At 69.3% G+C, this 17256-nt stretch carries 15 protein-coding genes; 4 read left to right on the top strand and 11 right to left on the bottom strand.

The genetic code is table 11. The features are described 5' to 3' along the window. Positions 1–68 precede the first annotated feature (68 nt). The 6 genes from GCU69_RS26490 to GCU69_RS26465 form a co-directional block, all read right to left on the bottom strand. Positions 69–485 carry a hypothetical protein gene (locus GCU69_RS26490; protein ID WP_156207383.1) on the bottom strand — a complete coding sequence of 139 codons (417 nt, stop codon included), beginning with the start codon at positions 483–485 and terminating at the stop codon, positions 69–71. Positions 486–728: 243 nt separating this feature from the next. After that, a complete protein-coding gene (locus GCU69_RS26485) occupies positions 729–2180 on the bottom strand; it encodes a helicase associated domain-containing protein (RefSeq protein ID WP_408055848.1) in 1452 nt (483 codons plus the stop codon). Beyond that, positions 2150–2809 carry a DEAD/DEAH box helicase gene (locus tag GCU69_RS34845; protein WP_156207382.1) on the bottom strand — a complete coding sequence of 220 codons (660 nt, stop codon included), beginning with the start codon at positions 2807–2809 and terminating at the stop codon, positions 2150–2152. The genes GCU69_RS26485 and GCU69_RS34845 overlap by 31 nt, the downstream gene beginning before the upstream one ends. A gap of 247 nt (positions 2810–3056) precedes the next feature. After that, entirely contained in the window at positions 3057–6206 is a 3150-nt protein-coding gene (locus tag GCU69_RS26475; protein WP_156207381.1) for an ATP-binding protein, read from the bottom strand. Positions 6207–6761: 555 nt separating this feature from the next. Then, on the bottom strand, positions 6762–8615 hold the full coding sequence (locus GCU69_RS26470) for an AAA family ATPase (RefSeq protein WP_156207380.1): 1854 nt from the start codon (positions 8613–8615) through the stop codon (positions 6762–6764). Between the two features lie 49 nt (positions 8616–8664). After that, entirely contained in the window at positions 8665–9159 is a 495-nt protein-coding gene (locus tag GCU69_RS26465; protein WP_156207379.1) for a KTSC domain-containing protein, read from the bottom strand. 191 nt (positions 9160–9350) lie between these two features. Between GCU69_RS26465 and GCU69_RS26460 the strand changes: the two genes are divergently transcribed. Together GCU69_RS26460 and GCU69_RS33295 are read left to right on the top strand one after the other, a co-directional pair. Beyond that, on the top strand, positions 9351–9677 hold the full coding sequence (locus GCU69_RS26460; RefSeq protein ID WP_176604659.1) for a hypothetical protein: 327 nt from the start codon (positions 9351–9353) through the stop codon (positions 9675–9677). A 615-nt stretch (positions 9678–10292) separates the two neighbouring features. Further along, positions 10293–10469, top strand: coding sequence for a DUF6233 domain-containing protein (locus GCU69_RS33295; RefSeq protein ID WP_156207378.1), 177 nt, complete (start codon positions 10293–10295; stop codon positions 10467–10469). A 126-nt stretch (positions 10470–10595) separates the two neighbouring features. Here the strand turns inward: GCU69_RS33295 and GCU69_RS26450 are convergent, their stop codons facing one another. After that, positions 10596–11315, bottom strand: a complete 720-nt coding sequence (locus GCU69_RS26450; RefSeq protein ID WP_156207377.1) for an LbetaH domain-containing protein — start codon at positions 11313–11315, stop codon at positions 10596–10598. A gap of 83 nt (positions 11316–11398) precedes the next feature. Between GCU69_RS26450 and GCU69_RS26445 the strand changes: the two genes are divergently transcribed. Beyond that, complete coding sequence (locus tag GCU69_RS26445) at positions 11399–12268, top strand: glycosyltransferase family 2 protein (protein WP_156207376.1); 870 nt, start codon at positions 11399–11401, stop codon at positions 12266–12268. Here GCU69_RS26445 and GCU69_RS26440 read toward each other — a convergent pair. The 4 genes from GCU69_RS26440 to GCU69_RS26425 all read right to left on the bottom strand — a co-directional run bounded on the left by GCU69_RS26440 (position 12265) and on the right by GCU69_RS26425 (position 16453). Beyond that, a complete protein-coding gene (locus GCU69_RS26440; protein WP_156207375.1) occupies positions 12265–13362 on the bottom strand; it encodes an NAD-dependent epimerase/dehydratase family protein in 1098 nt (365 codons plus the stop codon). The genes GCU69_RS26445 and GCU69_RS26440 overlap by 4 nt on opposite strands. Positions 13363–13488: 126 nt before the next feature. Next, positions 13489–14427 carry an endonuclease/exonuclease/phosphatase family protein gene (locus GCU69_RS26435; RefSeq protein ID WP_156207374.1) on the bottom strand — a complete coding sequence of 313 codons (939 nt, stop codon included), beginning with the start codon at positions 14425–14427 and terminating at the stop codon, positions 13489–13491. Positions 14428–14508: 81 nt separating this feature from the next. Further along, positions 14509–15966, bottom strand: a complete 1458-nt coding sequence (locus tag GCU69_RS34095) for an AAA family ATPase (RefSeq protein WP_235978712.1) — start codon at positions 15964–15966, stop codon at positions 14509–14511. Next, positions 15950–16453, bottom strand: a complete 504-nt coding sequence (locus tag GCU69_RS26425; protein WP_156207373.1) for a zinc-dependent metalloprotease — start codon at positions 16451–16453, stop codon at positions 15950–15952. Before GCU69_RS26425 ends, GCU69_RS34095 begins: the two co-directional genes overlap by 17 nt. A 552-nt stretch (positions 16454–17005) precedes the next feature. Here GCU69_RS26425 and GCU69_RS33285 point away from each other — a divergent pair. Further along, positions 17006–17256: NUDIX domain-containing protein (locus tag GCU69_RS33285; RefSeq protein WP_218037921.1), on the top strand; the 251-nt coding region annotated here is incomplete at its 3' end.

Below are 17256 nucleotides of genomic sequence, written 5' to 3'. Positions count from 1 at the left end.
GCCCGGGGCCGGCCCACCGCCTGCCCGGGGCAGACCGCCCCCCGGGGCAGACCGGCCCCGGGGGCCGCTCAGAACTGAGGCACGAGCTTGGAGCCCCACAGCACATCGCCGGTGGACCCCACCCTCGGCTCACTGCTGATACTCACCGACACCCAATCCCCATGATCCGGATCCAGCGTCGTCTCGTGGTAGTACTCGTTGTCCCGCGGCTCCAGACAGTCCCGCCACGTGTACCAGCCCGCACCGAGCCGGAAATCCTCCCGGTAGGCCGACCCCAGCACCTGGTACCAGTGGTAGTCGCCGGCCGCCAACTGGATACGGCGTTCGAAACAGGACTCCGGCAGCCCCGGGTCCGGATGGGCCACCAGATACTGCGTCCTGGTGTTGTAGGCGGTATCGGCCGCCGCCGCCGTGCCCGCCGTAACAAAGGCGGACACCCCCGCCAACGCCACCGAAGAAACCAGCATGCGTGCGATGCGCCTCACGAGCGTCTCCTTTCGGATCCGACAGCCCGCTGCACCCAGCCACCGGCACCAACGACAACTCCCGCCGGACCCGTGCCGCACACGTGGGACTGCCACCTTCACAAGGGAAGCCCTCCGCCGACCGCCGTGCCGGCCGGCTCCGGGCCCACACCGAGTCCAACACCCCCGCACATTGTTCGGCACCCGCCCCCGCCCCCACGAACAAACCCCCGCCCCCACGAACGAACCCCGCCCCGCGTACGGCTACGCCCACCGCATCCCCACCCGCGACAACTGCTCCACCCGCTCCGGAGACAGCCTCGCGGCCCGGCTGCGCTGGTTCCCGATCCACGCTCCGAGCCGGACCTCCCGCACCTCCCGGCCCCCGCCGACGACGACCCGCTCGACGTGCTTCCGGGGCACCCGCAGGTGCCCCTCCCGCTCGTAGAACCGGCAGGCGGCCTTGTAGTTCATCGCCCACTTGTCGGCCTGCGTACGGCGCGGGGGCGGCTTCTCGTCCTCGCCTGCGGGCTGGATTCCGAGGATCTGCTCACACATCCACTGCTGCACGGTCGTCAGGTTGTCCCAGCCGAGCCGGACCGAGCGCACCCACCGCCCGAGGTCCTCGCCCTGGTGCACGACGTCACCGGGCTCGATCGGCAGCAGGTGGCCGGCCTCCAGGTGGAGCCGGACGTGGTGGAAGCACCGCTGCCACTCCACTGGCCAGGTGGGGCACCACGACGGGTCGATGTCCTCCAACTGCTCGCGCCGCATCTCCGACAGCGCCCCGGCCGACGACTCCACGGGCAGGCCCTCGGCACGCCGCTGTTCGATCTCCTGCGCCTTCCGGGCGGCGGCCCGCGCGTTCTTCAGCCAGATGCCCACCCGGTACCCCTGGAAGGTGGCGTCCAGCGGGGCCAGGAGGTGGCCCGCCTCGGCCGCCCACCCGCGCGCCGCCGCGAGACCTTCCTCCCACGCGACGTCGAAGTGGTCCCAGACCATGCCCAGCTTCTCCAGCTGCTCGACGCGGTCCTCGTCCATGTCACCGCGAACGTAGAAGCGTCGGTTGTCGGCGATCCACTGCCCGAGGGGGAAGTTGGCGAGCGAGGCCGGCCACCCGACCCCTTCCGCCTCTTCACCCTCGGGCACGCGGTACGTGAACGGCACCTTCAGGTCCCCGTGCTCGCGCGCGAAGATGACAGCGGCCTCCACCCCGCGCCGCCAGTGCTCGTGCTCGGGGTTAAGAACCCGCAGGTTGATGAACGCCGCCAGCTGCGCCGGGTCGCGCGGCGTGCTGAACTTCAGCAGCTTCCGCGCGGGCGCCGACGGCCCTCCGGACCCGTTCCTTTCGCCCCGGCTCTCCTGACCCTGCGCGGCCTTCTGGACGGGCTTGTAGGCGCTGGGGGCCTGCTGCTCGGCGAGCTGCTCCACCACCCGGGCGTCGTGCGCCCTGAGCGCTTCCAGCAGCTTCGCCAACCCGCCGAACGCCCTGGAGGTGAGCATGTTGTCCGCCGTCTCGCCGGGCCCGAGCAGCACCGGCACGACCAGGCTGGCCACCTTGTCCTCGCCCGGCTGCATCCGGAGCGCGCGGCCCACCGCCTGGACGAGATCCGGCATCGAGCCGCGCACGTCCGCCCAGTAGACGGAGTCACAGTTCCTGATGTCGACGCCCTCGCCCAGCACCTTCACCGAGCCCAGAAAACCCTTCTCCACCACCGTGCCGTCCCGGCCGCGAACTCCCCCAGGACCCGCCGCCGACGGCCCGCCTTGTGCTCCCCGCACAGCCAATCCGCCCACACAGACTCGGGGTACAGCCCCGGATCGGCAGCATGCAGCTGCGCGGCGACACCACCCAGACCGGCCGCGAACGCCTCGGCCTCGCGAACCAGATGATGAAAGACCAGCGTGCGCCGGAAACCCTCCTCCGACGACGCCTTGAGCAGCGCGGCCTGAAGCGCGGCGAGCCGAGCCCCGCGAACCTCATCCGAACGGCCCCCCGCACCCAGGAGCCGCGCGGCCTGGACCTCGGTGTCGGTGATGTCCACACACACCACCTGATACGGCGCACAGACCCCCCGGCCGATCGCCTCCGACAGCGTCAGCGTGTAGCAGCGGGCACCGAACGGCCCGCCCGGATCATCCTCCATCGACGCGACCAACTCGCCCGGCGCCCCCTCAGAGCCCTCCCCCAACTGCCACAGCCGGGGCGTAGCCGTCATGTAGAGCCGACGCAGGGACGGAATCCGCTGATTGTCGTGAACGACGGCCCACGGCTTGCCCAACCGACCCGAGGTCCGGTGCGCCTCGTCCGTTTTACCGAGTCTGAGAGTGATCGGAAGGTTCATGAGCTGCTCCGATACGTCACAGACATGTACGTGACGCATGGATCGAGACGGCACTCTCAGATGCGACGACGCGCTCATGTCGTCGTTGTGCAGCCTTTGGATTCAGTCGGAGGCCAGTCAGTGTGATGGGTGGTGACCGGCCCGGGTGAGTACCGGAGGGTGATGATCGGCAGGGTGAGTGCTGTTCGCTGCATGTCTGGTCAGGTGGGATTCGTCGGTCCCAGCCTTGTAGCGACGGGCGCCGTGTTTACGGGCTCTGTGCGGTGACTCGGCGGACGCGTGCGCTGTTGTCGGTGCGAAGCCGCTCGGTGATGGCTTCGTACTCAAGGCGTTCGTCCGGGGGGAGCCCGGCGATGGTGTGGGCCAGGTTGTGGCGGACGCTGGTGTTGGAGTCCTCTGCGAAGATGCGTGCCAGGGACGGATCCCGGTGATCGGCGCGGCCCCAGCAGATTACGGCGGTCTGCCGCATGAACGGTGAGGGGTGGGTGGCCGTTAGGGACGTCGGCGCGGGGGTCAGGCGGTCGAGTGCGAGCATGGTCTGTGCCTGCAGCCAGTGGTGGCCTGGTTTTTGCTCGGGATGGGTCAGGTGTGGCAGCAGGCGCTGTTCGACGCGGATCGCCTGTACGGCGGTGGTGGCGAGAACGGCGGTCGCATGCAGGATCTCCGCCGGCAGACGCCAGTCTCCTCCAGCGTTGATCTTGTAGCGGCTCAGGGGATGCTGGGTGCGTCGGGCGAAGGCGTTGGCCGGGTGCTCCGTGAAGTCTTGGTACAGGCCCATGATCCGTTCGAACGTGTCGTCTCGTACGGGCGCCGGCAGGGTTTCAGCGAGGATGGACAGGGCGCGAACGGCCTCGGAGCGTCGGTCGACGATGTCGTTGTGGTCTTCGGCCCACAACAGCAGGTGCGCTGCGACGCGTTCACGCAAGAGACCAGTCGGCTCGCCTGTGCCCACGCTGCTCTGATCGTCGGAGCACGCCGTGAGGTATGCCGCGCACTGCTGAGCGGTGGTACCCATGGCATAGAAGGGGCGGGCGGTCCCCACCGGTTCGGCCAGCACAGTGTCGGCGAGGTCCCGTGCGGTCTCGGCGACAGACGGGTCGTGCACCTGCCAGTCGGCCAGGAGGGCCGTTGCCCCGGCGTGTCCTTGCTGCGCCCGTTCGCGTACCACGGACACGGCCGACGGCAGACGGGCGCGGAGGCCGGCAAGCAGGCCTTCAGCGCCTTTTATGTCGAGCTTCCACGCATCCAGCAGGGCCTGTGCGGCCTGGTCGGCTACAGGAAGTTTGGCCTTGATGCAGGCACCCAGATAAGCCACCATCTGCTTATCGAGGAACCGGGAGACGTTCGGCTCTCTGGGGATCCACTCGACCAACAAGGGCAGCGCCTGTTGCGCTGACGCCGCCGGTAGTCGTTCATCGAGCGCTGCGAGCGCTCCCAGAGCCTCCTCCGGATGGATGCTTGTCGACCCCGTCTGCGCTCCTGTGGTGACGATCTCCGTCAGGCGGGCGGCGATGCCCGATACGGCACCATCAGGAATGAGATCCGCCTGCTGGCCGATCACCGCTGCGGCCGCGCTGCACACCCACCGTGCACGCGCCTCCAGGAGGTCGCGTACATCGAGGAACTTGAGGAGCGATTCGGCGGCGGAACGCGCGTCCTTCCTGCGACCGGCAAGGATGAACTGACGCACGGCGTGCAGTGTTTCTCCGGCGCGGTCGAAAACTTCGCCGTAGCGCTGGTGGGCGAGGTTCTCGTCGGTCAGAGCACCGGAGATCCGGTCCTGCCACAGCCACTGGTGCGAGGCTCGTGAGGCGTCCGGCAGTCTGTCGTCGACCAGGGCTTCCAGCGCGCTGACGGCCGGGTTAAAGGAGAGGTCGATGAGGCGCGCGCCTTTGGCGCCAACCGTGCGGGCCGAGAGCATGGCCTGGGATGATTCCCTGAATCCGACGTTGTACTGGTCGGACAGGAACGAGATGGACCGTAGAGCATGCCGGGCGTCGCCTCCCAGGTTCTCTCGGGTGGCGGCCAGTACAGCGCGCCGGTAGACCTCGATGGCCTCGCTTCCGAGGTCTGCCAGGGCCAGGGCGCGTCCGCGGCGCATGTGCACCAACACCGCGGAGCGTTCCGGGATGCGGCCGCCCAGAGCGCGCCGGTCGAGGTCGGCATAAGCCTCTTCCGGGCTTTGTCCGGCTCGTATGGCCAGGTCCGCCAGACAGCACTCCAGCCGAATCCGCAAAAGCCCTGTCTGAGAGGTGACAACCTTGGAGGCCAGATCAGTTAGCCCCGCCGGGTGGTCGTCAGGGTGTTCGTCGACAACGATCTGCTCGATTACCGCCAGAACCAGGCGGGCCGCCAGAAGATCGCCCGCTTGCACCACACTTTCAAGCGCGGTCGTGACCGGCGCGAGGTCGTATCCATACTCGAACCAATCCGCCAGCGCCTTCAAGACCACGCAGATGTCGGATGCCGTGCCGCCAGCGTCGGAAGCCAGGCGCTCCAGGCACTGATCCACGAACATGCGATCGCCGGTCTCGTACCGGTCGAGCACCAACTTGGCAGCGACGGTGAATGCCGCGTCGGCCTGTCCAGCGGACGCCAGCAGGTCGCGCTGCCGAGTGCGTAGCTGGTCGGCATGTCCGGTAAACGAGGCCTGTTCAAGTTCATGCGCCAGATCGCCGAAGAGCTCGGCAGCCCGCCCCGGCTCCGTCTCCGCGAGCTGCTGAGCGCGGTGCAGGGCGTCCGCCAGGCCCAGGTGCTCGAGCGGGTCGTTCAACAGCGCGTAGCCATGCGGCAGGGTCGGAACGGGAGGCGTCTCCACCCCGCAGAAGGCCTTAGCCCATTCTGGACCGAAGACGCCAGCGACAAGGTACGGGCGTTCACGCAGGAACCGGGAGAGGGCGCATGCGTCGTACAGGTCAATGTCTATGTCGCCCTGATATTTCTCCTGCAGGGCGACAAGCTCGTCTTCCACGGCAGTGTCATCGACAACGCACCCAGTTGTCAGGACGAAACGCACTGCGTCGAACCGTCGCTCGGGCCATCCCTCATCAGGGGGCGTAGTGCGGGTTGGGCTGGTGAAGTCGGTGACAGCCGCACGGAGTGCGGGCGCCGACAGGGAGACGATTCTGCGCACCTGGTAGACGTGTGTCTGTCCTTTGCGCCTGCCGATGAGGTCGAGTCCGCCTTGGTCCTGTCCGGATCGGCCGTAGCCGCGGATGTCGTTCATCCCGTCGACAAGCCACATGACCTCGCCGACCAGGCGCTCGAACACAGGAGGGGACAGCTCGCCAAAGGGCAACACCTCGGGGGCAGGAAGGGGCGGGCTGAGGGGTAGCTCACTCCGACGGCTGACAAGCGCACCGAGACGGATTTCCTCCAGCGGCACTTCAGCAGCCATCCTGCACTCCTTGCTCACCACCAACCTGCGGCGCTTGCCTGTCTCAGGGGGCGGATGTTATCGGGATGGACGCCGCAGATTTGCGGCGTTGCTTCTGGACCAGAGCGCCGACCGGTATGGTCGTTTTAACCCAAAAAATGAGTGCGCCTGGAAGATAGGGAGACCGGGTAAAGGTCGCCGACCGGACCACAGGGCCCTCCTGGAGCAGGCCGACATGCGCGCGACCGCCTCAGTTGGTACGCAGCGAGCTGGAACGCGTCCGTCCGGTTGTCAGTGGCAGCTGGCACTCTTTGAGTATGAGTTTTCGGGGAACGTGTTCATATCGAAGGTACTCCAACGCGTATGGGCGGTGTTCCATGGGTGATGGGCGGGTGATACGCGTGCATCGCAAGGACCTGCCATCTCCTGATGGCTGCCGTTGGTGTGGCGACAATCCGGACCACCACGGTTCTCAATGGGTGGCCTCGGTCGGTCTGCATACGTGGGAGGCTCCGACACCGGAGCAGCGGCTGATGCGGATGAAGGCGCGGCGGGCGGCGCGTCAGACCGGGGCGGCTACCAAAGGTGCGGGCCCGCGTTCTGCGCCCGACTGACCAGAGCATCGAAGACTGCGGTCAGAGCGGCGGGGATGCGGTCCTTGGGCAGGTGCGCGGCGATGCCGACCATGAGGTCTTCCTTGTTCTTCGGGCCCTCGGGGGAGCCGCCCTTGAACAGGTCCAGCAACTGTGAGCTGAACTTGCCGACCCGCAGTGCTTTGATCTCCTCGGGCTGCCAGGGGCCGCGTTCGGTGTTCGGCTGCCACAGAGCGTTGGCTGTCTCGGCCCAGTCGTCATCGGTGAAGAGGTCTTCGAGCTCGTTGGGGGAGCCGAGATAGAAGCACTCCTTGTTGAGGTCGAAGCCGTGCTCCTTGAGCTTGTCATCTCTAAAGACACGTTTCTGGTTGGTGCGACTGTCTTTGTCGACGACGAAAGCGACGTCGCGGCCGTGGTCTTTGAGGAACCGTGCGAAGCGCAGCGCACCTTCGTTGCTGCCGCCGGACCACAAGCAGACTCCGGCGGACTGGATGGGGAAGCCGGCGTGCTTGCGGAACAGGATGGGGAACGCCGACGTCTCCGACACCCCCTCGACCGCGACGAAGAACCGCTCGTGCAGGAGGACGCTGTTGCGGAACCCCAGCGTGGTGGCGATCGTCGACAGATGCCGGCGTACGTCCTTATCCGCACCGTCCTCGCGCAGAACCTCCGCCCGCACCTGGCCCTCGTGGGTACGCAAGTGCACCACGGACGAGATGTCGACCCCGTCGATCAGGTTGAGCGAATGAGTTGCCACGATGACGCGTGCGTTGGGCCGTGAGGACTGCAGCTGGATGAGCGCCATGATGCGGCGCTGGTGGGAGTAGTCGAGGTGGGTGTCGGGCTCGTCATAGACGAACACGACATCAGACTCGGGTGCTTGCGTAGCGTCGTGCTGTCCCAAAAGTTCGTTGCTGCTCTCCCACAGGGCCAGCGAGATCCGGCGCGAGCGGCCGGTGCCTGCCGACGCCAGCGGGAAGCGGCGGCCCTGGGAGTCCATCACGTTCAGTTCGACGCCAACCAGGGCCGGACGCACCTGTACCTGAGGAGCCAGTTCCACCGACGGCAGAGTGCACCGCTGCGCGATGTGACTGCGGATGCTGTCGATGTCCTCTTTCAGTGACTCGGCGAGATAGTCCTCAAGATCCGTCACCCGCTTGGCCACCTCGTCGGCGCGCGTGTATTCGCGCAGCCGGGAGTTGAGAAGGCTTTGGATCACGGCCTCGGGCGCCTGAACGGCGTCTCCTCTGAAGTACACCATCGTCGGCAGGGCAGCGGTCACCTCGGAGTCAGCCGGCACCCAGGCGTCCACCTGCTCCATCTCCTGGGCCAACTCGCGAAGCGGCTGCTCCCAGCTGTTTCGGGCATTCGCCTGGCCGACCGGCTCGACCCTGTGGGCGGCTGCAAGCTCCTTCAGGCCCGCCAGCTTCACCGCTGCCAGGTCACGTAGTTCGGGGTTCTGGCAGACACGGCGACGGATCTCCAGGAACGTCCCGGCCTCCGGCCGGAAGCGCCGCCGGATTCGTACTTCCTCGGGCAGCCCGAGGCGTAGCTGCTCCTCGGCATTCAGCGCAAAGCCACCCGTCACGACCGTCTGGGGTACACGCGCTTGAGGGGTGACCGCGTCGCCCGCGAGCTCCCGGATGTCGCCCGTGCCGATGTAGGTGAGATCGTGCTCGCTCAGTGCGGTTCCGTGCAGCAGGAAGTTCAGCGCGTCCAGGAGAGCGGTCTTCCCACCCTCGTTCTGCCCGGTCAGGACCGTCTGTGAAAGAACCGGGATTCCGGCGACGTTCTCAAGGCAGCGAAAGCCCTCGACGGAAACTGAACAGATCTGCACGCGTGCCTCAACTTGACGACGATGGATGGAACTACGGAGCGAGCCGGTGTCAGCCCGAGATGCGGTGGTAGGGGTAGCGACCCTTTACGAAGCGAGCCAGGAAACTGCCCTTGCTGGAAGCTGCCATCAAGGCCGAATGCACGTCCGCAGGGACGCTGTCGTAGCGGTACAACGCTCCACTGTGAAAGGCGACTTCGAGCACACGATCCGCCTGGCTGTATCCCACCGATCGAACGTTCGAGGAGCGAACCTGCTCGTGCAACAAGGCGCCTCCTGCGACCACTGTGTCAGGTGATGCGTGATCGACTGATGATAGCGCCGCCCCGTTGATGCTCAGACGGAGCTGGCAAAAACGGCCATAGGTCCGCCACTGCCCGTGACTGTTGCGGCATACGACCGTGCGGTGCGCTTTCGGCCGCCCCGACCTTGTTGCATCGACAGCTGGTGGAGTCGCGGCAGGGTGGCGGGGGGCCGGAGACGGTGAGTGCGTTGCGGGTGTGCGATGTGGCGGTGTGGACGGGGTACCGGGCGGAGGGGCACGCATGCCCTCGCTGACCTCGACAGCGAAAGTGCTCCTGCTGCGTTCTGGCGTGTGAGGGTGACGGACTTTACCAACCGTCACCCGGGTGCGTGACGTTCGAGTGGAGTGGCCCGTGGAGGTGGGGGAGGGGTGTGGACTCCGGGCTGAGGCACCGCTGCTGGAGTGGTCCTGGGCTCGGAGAGGGGCGGCAGCGGGTGGGTGGTCGGCTGGTGGTGGGCGAGTTGCGGGTGCAGGAGATCGTCCGCGGGGGCGGGCGGGTCTGCTACACGGTCGTGGACGCGGACTGCTCAGTGGTGGCGGAGGCGGACGAGTTCCTGCGCACCTGCCGGGCGGGTACGGACCGGACGTACGCGTATGTGCTGGTGGATCATCTGCGGTGGCTGCGGCTAGCGGGCCTGGACACGGGGTCGGTGTCGCTTGAGGACCTCCGGCACTACATGGCGGCCCTCGGGGCGGATTACCCGGGGCCGTTCGGTCTGCCGTGGTGGGAGGGGAAACGCCCGCTGGGCACAGCGCACTGAAGCCCCCGTGCACCAGCGGGTCCTGGCCGGCATGCAGTTCCTGCTGCTGGTCTGCCAGTCGAGCAGCGTGTCGTGCGCCTCCTCGGACGAGGTGAGGTGCCGGGCTGGTTCGCCATCCCGTTTCAGGAGCTCGGTCTCTCCTGCCGAGGGGCGGGATAACCTCTGGACGTTCCCGCGGCACAGAAGGGAGGATGAGTTGAACAAGCGCATCGGCTGGTCCGGAAAGCTGCAGGGGGCCCGGCAGTCGCTCAACGGCACAGGTGCTTGGTAAGTGGTCTTCTGGCCGAAGGGGGAACCGTACACCGAGGAACGTGCCGTCCTTCTCCGGCGTACCCGATTTCGGTGGCAGGCATCGCGATGGATCCGGCGCTGTGCCCAGGGGCTTCCCAACCCCATCCTGTGCACGTCCCACGACCTCCATCCGCATTACGCGTCCCGGCGGCCGGTGTATCCCTACCCTGACCGTCCCCTTGCCATGGACGATTGAGCCGTCAGCAAGCCGACTGCGGCATCACGCTCCCATGCAGCCGTGCTGATGCCGGCTGCGGAGGCCCGGGCGGCCGCTGGCTACGCGGTGCCCGGGAGGAAGTGAGCGCATGGAGCCCGTCAAGCACGTTGCCGTCCTCCGGTTCCGGCCCGGTGTGGGTGCTGCACCGCCCCGACTGCTGGACCGGGAGGAGCCACTCGGACCTGATCGACACCGAGCAGGCACGGCGGCGGCTCCACGCCGGCGGCGATGCCCGGGCCGAGCCGTGCGACGTCTGCCGCCCGGAGACAGCGCTGCGGCACTGACCGGGTCAGCCGCCACGGCCGGAGGTGCCGCCGCCCGCCCGCGGCCGGCCGGGGCCCGAGGTGTTTCGCGGATGCGGCCAGGTGCCGCTTGCGGTGCCAGGTCCCGGTGAGTGGTGCAGCGGCCCGTCATGTCCGTGGGCCTGCTGGCGGGCCGGTGTGGTGCCGGCGGCTCTGCCGCACGTGGATGTCCGCGGTGTGCGGTGCCGTGATGACGCTGTGCTCGGGGAGGATTCGCCCGGCCATGGTGACTCCGCTGGCAACCCGGCAGTCCCGGCCCAGCGCGAGGCCGGGGCCGAGGCTGATGCCGTTGCCGGTCTGGCACCGGTCGCCGAGGAGCGCCCCGAACCGCGGGGTGCCGCAGCGGTAGAGCCCGCCGGGGCCGCGCATGATGACCTCGCGCTCCGGCCGCCGCAGGTCCGCACTCCACATGCTGATCGCGGCCACGGTCACGCCGGCGGACAGATGCGCGTCCGCTCCCACGAGGGTGCGGTTGATGCCGATCCGGTGACCGAGTACCGTCCCGGGGCCGATCAGCGCTTTGGTCACCTCGCAGTTGAACCCCACCGAGACGCCGGCGCACAGCACCGACCCGGCCCGGACGGTGGAGAATTCCCAGACCCGCACTCCGGGCCCGATGATCACGTCCTCCCCGATGTTCGCGCTCGGGTGGACCCGGGCCGTGGGGTGGATGCGGTCGGGGACGGCGGCGAGGGCTTGGCGGTGCCAGCCGTCCCAGGACGCGAGGAAGTCGGTCAGCTCCACCCCGCCGAGCCGGCCGTAGGGGGTGTCGGCCAGCGGGCCGTCGCCGGGCGCGGTGAGGTAGTCGCCGAGGCGCACCGTGGGCATGGATCACTCTCCTTGTGGTTGGCCGTCCTCGACCACGGGCGCCGGATAACATCTGCGGCACCCCCGAGGAACGGAGTTCATCCGTGCGTCACCCGCGCGTTGGCGTCGCGATCCTGACCATGGGCAACCGCCCGGCCGAGCTGCACGCGCTCCTGGAGTCGGTCGCCGCTCAGGACACCTTGGCGGCGCGGATCGTGGTCGTGGGCAACGGCAGCCCGCTGCCCCCTCTGCCCGGCGGGGTCACCGGCATCGAGCTGCCCGAGAACCTGGGCGTCTCCGGTGGCCGCAACGTCGCCTGGCAGGCCCTGCGCGGGACGGTCGACGTCCTGGTCGACCTGGACGACGACGGCCTCCTCATCGCCCCGGACGTGTTCACCCGGATCGCCGCCATGCACGCCGCCGACTCCCGGCTCGGCATCGTCAGCTTCCGGATCGCCGACGAGACCGGGTTCACGCAGCGCCGCCACGTCCCACGGCTGCGGGCCGGGGACCCGATGCGCGGCGGCCCCGTCACCACGTTCCTCGGCGGCGGACACAGCCTGGCCATGCCGATGCTGGAGGAGACCGGCGGGTGGCCGGAGGAGTTCTTCTTCGCGCACGAGGAGACCGACCTCGCCTGGCGCGCCCTGGACGCCGGCTGGCGCATCCAGTACGAGCCGGAGCTCGTGCTCCAGCACCCGCGGACCTCTCCGACCCGGCACGCCGTGTTCTACCGGATGGTCTCCCGCAACCGGGTCTGGCTGGCGAAACGGCACCTGCCCGCTCCCCTCGTACCGGCATACCTGGGCGTGTGGCTGCTCCTGACCGTCGTGCGGACCCGGTCCGCGGCGGGCCTGCGCGCCTGGTTCGGCGGCTTCGCCGAAGGGGTGCGCTCCTCGTGCGGGGAGAGGCGGCCCATGCGGTGGGCCACGGTGTGGCGGATGACCCGCCTGGGCCGCCCCCCGATCGTCTAGGCCGAGGCAGTCTCCGCCCGCAGCCACCCGGGGACGGCCTCCGGGTGCTCGGCGAGCCAGCGAGCGTAGCGGGCGGTCCCGTCGGCGACGGTGATGGTCGGCTGCCAGTCCAGAGCGGAGCGCATCCGGTGCGGTGAGGCGTAGCCGCCGAGCGGGTCCCCGGGGGGCATCGGCGTCTCCAGGAACCGTGTCCCGGGGTACTGCTCGGCCACCAGCTCGGCCACGCGCCGGATGCTGGTCGGTTCGCCGGTGCCGACGTTCACTGTCTCGTTGTGGGCCCGGGGTGCGGTGAGGGCCCGGACGGTGGCGTCGGCGATGTCCTCGACGTGGACCAGGTCCCGCACCTGGTGCCCGCCGCCGTTGAGGTGGAGCGGGAGACCGAGCGACGCCCGGGCGGCGAACCAGGCGACCACCCACGAGTGCGAACCCTTCTTGATCACCTGGGGGTCGCCGTAGACGGAGAAGTAGCGCACGATCGCGTAGGAGGTCCCCACGGCGCCGAGGGTGAGCGCGGTCTGCGTCTCCGCCCAGGCTTTGCTGTTGGCGTAGACCGACATGGGGCGGAGCGGCGCGTCCTCGTGGAACTGCGGGATGACGCGCCCGTAGACGGACTCCAGCAACTGCCGCATCGCCCGGTACTCACCCCCCGGCGTCGCGTAGTCGTCGGGGTTCCCGTTGCCGTAGACGCTGGCGGAGGAGACCATGACGCACCGGCGGACGCGGTCGCTCGCCGCCACGGCGTCCAACAGGACTTGCGTTCCGACGATGTTGGCGTGGATCGCATCCATCGGCCGCCGGGTGCAGGCGGCCACGTCCGCCAGCGCGGCGGCGTGAATCACGTAGTCGGATTCGGCGACGAGCCGCCGCATCAGCGCCGCGTCCTCGATGGTCCCGAGCACGACGTCCGGGCTGTCGTCATCGACACCGAACAGGTTCCGGTAGACGGTGCGGGGGTAGGCGTCCAGCGTGCAGACCGCGAGAGGCCGGGCTCCCGCCTCCCGCAGGCGCCCGGTGATTCTGCTGCCGACCAGACCACCACCGCCGGTCACCAGCACAGTCCGGCCGGACAGGTCCGCGAGGTGCGATGCGTGCACGATGCCTCCAGTCAACGAGTGCAGGGCTGAGCTGCTCACATCCTTGAAGGGACCGCGGCACTCACCGCGGTGTCGGGCCCGCGCCCCGGCCGCCCCGCCCAGCGCGACGCGGCCGGGGTGCGGGAGTCAGGCCGCCGTCGCCGTGGGGACGAGTGCGCGGCGGAGCCGGGAGAGGCTGAACGTCGCCATCACCGCGGCGTGGTCGGACGCCTCGATCACTTCGTCGGTGGCGATGACCTCCAGCCGGGTCAGAGCGGGAGCCAGCTGCGGCGTCACGTAGATCCTGTCGATGCGCTGCCTGGGGCCCTGGTCAGTGCGCCAGACGCTCGCGGTCGGCTCCAGCGCGCCCGGCTGGCCCAGGCGGGTCGCGGCGTAGTGGCCCAGTTCGGTGAACAGCGGCGGCTGCCCGGTGTGCTCGCCGGCGAGTATCGCGTCAGGGCGGTAGTCACTGACCCGCCGCGTACCGCGGGGTACCGTGCGCTGCTCGAAGTGGCTGCGGTCCTTGACCTGGCTCCAGTCCGGCAGCAGGACCTTCTCATCGCCGATCCGGTGCGGGTAGGAGTTGAAGTCCCCGCCCAGGATGGTGGCCATACCCGGCTTGCCCAGTATCGTCAGCCGCTTCGCCTCCTTCTCCCGCTGGGCTGGGTCCCACGAGCACAGATGGACCGACGCCAGAGACAACTTGGAAACCGCGCCGCGCAGCCGCACGACCGGGTTGCAGATCGGGTGCCACATGCCGGTGACGTGTTCGTGGTACTCGGCCGTCTCACACAGCGCCGGATCGGTGTAGACGCCGGTGGGATTCGGTGACTCCCGGGTGGCCGGGGCGAGGTGCGCAATGAACGGCGGCCGGCCGGGGCCGCCGAGGGCGGCGGCTTCCGCCCACAGGGCCCGACGGCCGTACTCCTGCGCACCGGTCAGCTCCTGGCGCAGCACGATATGCGGTTTCAGGGTCGCGAGGACCTCCATGGCCACGCACCACCGGTAGTTGTCGCCGCCGCCAAAGCCATTGTGCTCGATGTTCCAGGAGACGACGCGTAACGCGTCCTCGTCAGGTACAGCCACTGGGTGGTTCCTCTCGTGTTCGGGGCCGGCACCGGGCCGCAGGTGTTGACTGGGCATGAGCGTCCTTTCGGTTGGCCGCGGCTACGGCGTGGGGGTGGCGGGCTCGGGGTGTGCCGCCCAGGCGTGCACCAGGTCCTCCGGTTCGAGGCAGGTCACGCCGCTGGCGGTGCAGCCGGACCGGGAGACGGCGAACAGCGAGGTCGAGGCGCCGGCCCCCGGCACATAGCCGCGGCCGTGGTTGAGGCAGGCGAGATCACCGGCGTCGAAGGGGGTGTCCTCCGCCCACTTGACCGAGCCGAGGAACGTGATGCGCCGGGCGGGCAGCATCCGGTCCGCCCCGACGAGGTCGACCCCGGAGCGGGAGCGGGTCCAGTAGCCGCCGACGGCGGCGGTCTCCCCGGGCAGCCGGTCCTCGCCCAGGCGCAGCAGAGCGTCGCGCACGACCGGGACAAGGGCCCGGCGGCGCCAGGCGTTCCACCCGTCCCGGACGGCGGCGAGCGCGAGGTCGGCCCGGCCGCGTTCGACCGCCGGGATGCTGGGGCGCAGGAAGGCGAGCCACAGGTGCAGGTAGGGGTCCTCGACCCGGTATCGGGTTTCCCGGCTGATGCGGGCGGACAGCGGGAGTTCGGCCCGGACCAGGCGGCGGCTCACGAGCGGGTCCAGCGCTTTGAACAGCGAGCCGGGATGGAGGCCGCCGGAGGCCCGGCCGATCTCGGTGAACGAGGTCTTGCCCTGGCCGATCGCTGCCAGGACGGTGCGGGGCTGTACCACCGCGGGCCACTCGGCGGCGCAGGCCCTCTCCCCGCTGACGAGGAGAGCGGACCTCGGGTGCAGCGCGTGGGGCAGGTGGTCCCACACGCCGGCGCCGTGCGGCCACTCGGCGAGCACCGGCGGGAGGCCGCCGGAGACGAGATACGCGTCGATCGCCTCGGCGGCCGGGAGACCGAGCCGAGCGGCGATCTGAGCCGGGTTCCACGGCCGTACGGGCACGGTGGGCACCCGGCTCCCGAGCGGGTCGATCTGCCGGCCCAGCGCCGCCATCACCTCGGCGTCCGCGCCGATGAGGACGAGGAGGACCGGCAGCCGGGACAGCACGTCGACGGCCTGGCGCAAGGCGGGGCCGAACCCCGGGTCCCGGCGTACCAGCGCCGGCACCTCGTCGAGGACCACAGCGCTGGGGGTATCGGCCGGGAGCAGTCCGGCCAGTCCGATGAGGGCCATCTCCCAGCCCGGCGGCGTCCCGCGCGGGGGAGTCCGGCCTGCCGCGGGCAGTGTAGAGGCCCGCACCTCGGCGGCGAACGCGGCGAGCGCGTCCGCCGGACGGCCACCACCGGCGGTGAAGTAGACGTGCGGCAGCGCGGCCCGGTGCAGGAACTCGGTCACCAACCGCGACTTCCCCACCAGACGGGGCCCGGTGACCAGCACGATGCCTGCCCGCTTCTCCTGGCGCACGGCGTCCAGGGACTGCGTCAGCCGGTCCAGTTCCCCCTGACGTCCGGTGAACCCGCTCGCCACATCCGGGCTACAGGAGGAGGCCACGGGAGCCTCCGGACGCCTCACCCGGGAACCGGCCACCGCTATCGGCGGTCCGCCGTTCGTTCGCGGCCGCCGCCAGCTTGTTCGTGTACCGCACGTACGTGGCCGGCGCGTCGATCTCGGGGCCGGTCGGGCACAGCTGCGGACTCCTCCACACCTCGTTGAACGCGTCGCGGCCCCGCTGGGCGATGACGTGGCGGACGAATTCGTGCCCGGCGGGCCGCGGAGAGGCCGGGAGTAGATCTGAGCGACACAACGCCATTCGAGCCAGCAGTTTTCGGCGCACGTCGCAGAGCCCGAGCTGTACTGGATCGTCGTGGATCGTGCGCGCATGGCCTGCGAGGAGTCCGACGACCCCGTTCTGCTCGCCTTTGCTGCCTGGATCACGGGCAACGGCCTGCGTAACTCCGGCCACACGGAAGAGGCCCTTCGCCTGGCGGCGGAGGCCGCCGAGAGCTTGCGCCCGCGCCTGGAGGGCGGCTCTCAGCATCTTCGGAGCACCTTCGGGGCTCTGTGCTTGCATGCGGCCGTGACAGCTGCTCAGGAGGGCAGCGACGGTACCGCTTGGCGCTGGCACGACGAGGCAGACCGCACCGCGAGGCAACTGCCGACCGGGTACGCGCACCCCTGGACCGCCTTCGGTGCCGGGAACGTCGCGGTGCACGCTGTGACCATCGGGGTGGACCTGCGAACGCCAGGGGCAGCCCTGCGCAGGGCTGCTGACGCAATCCCGGACTCCATTACGTCCGTCGAGCGACGCTCGCGCCTCTTGGTCGACGCCGCCCGCTCTCAGTACGCACGACGTGAACACGCAGGGTCGCTCCACTACCTCCAGCGGGGTTTCAAAGCGTCCCCGGAAGCGGTGCGTTACGTGCCGTCGGCTCGATGGCTCGCCGCAGATCTCGTGCTGCACTCGCCAGTCTCGATCCGGGACGGCGCTCGCGAGCTTGCGGACTCCGTAGGGGCCGCTGCACAGGGGTACACGAACGCAGGGGTACAAGCTGTATCCCTTGGTGACCGTTTCCTCTCATAGCGTCATCGCATGGCTACGGAAACGGGCACGATGCCGAGCCCTGAGATTGGGGAGTTCGTACGCGACACCGCACGACAGGTGTTCGGCGTTATGGGACACCAGCCCACCGACCACACCAACCCTCCGCCCCGACGCCTGGGGGCCGTCGTCCTCGTCCGGGACAGCGGGAGCCGCATCCTCCTGGTCCACCCGACTTACAAGGACGGATGGATTCTCCCCGGCGGATCGGCCGACGCAGGCGGGTCCATCGCTGAAGCCGC

Source organism: Streptomyces lycii (genome assembly GCF_009735685.1).
GTDB lineage: Bacteria > Actinomycetota > Actinomycetes > Streptomycetales > Streptomycetaceae > Streptomyces > Streptomyces lycii.
Note: the sequence above shows the minus strand (reverse complement) of the source record. Positions and strands in the feature narration are given on the sequence as shown.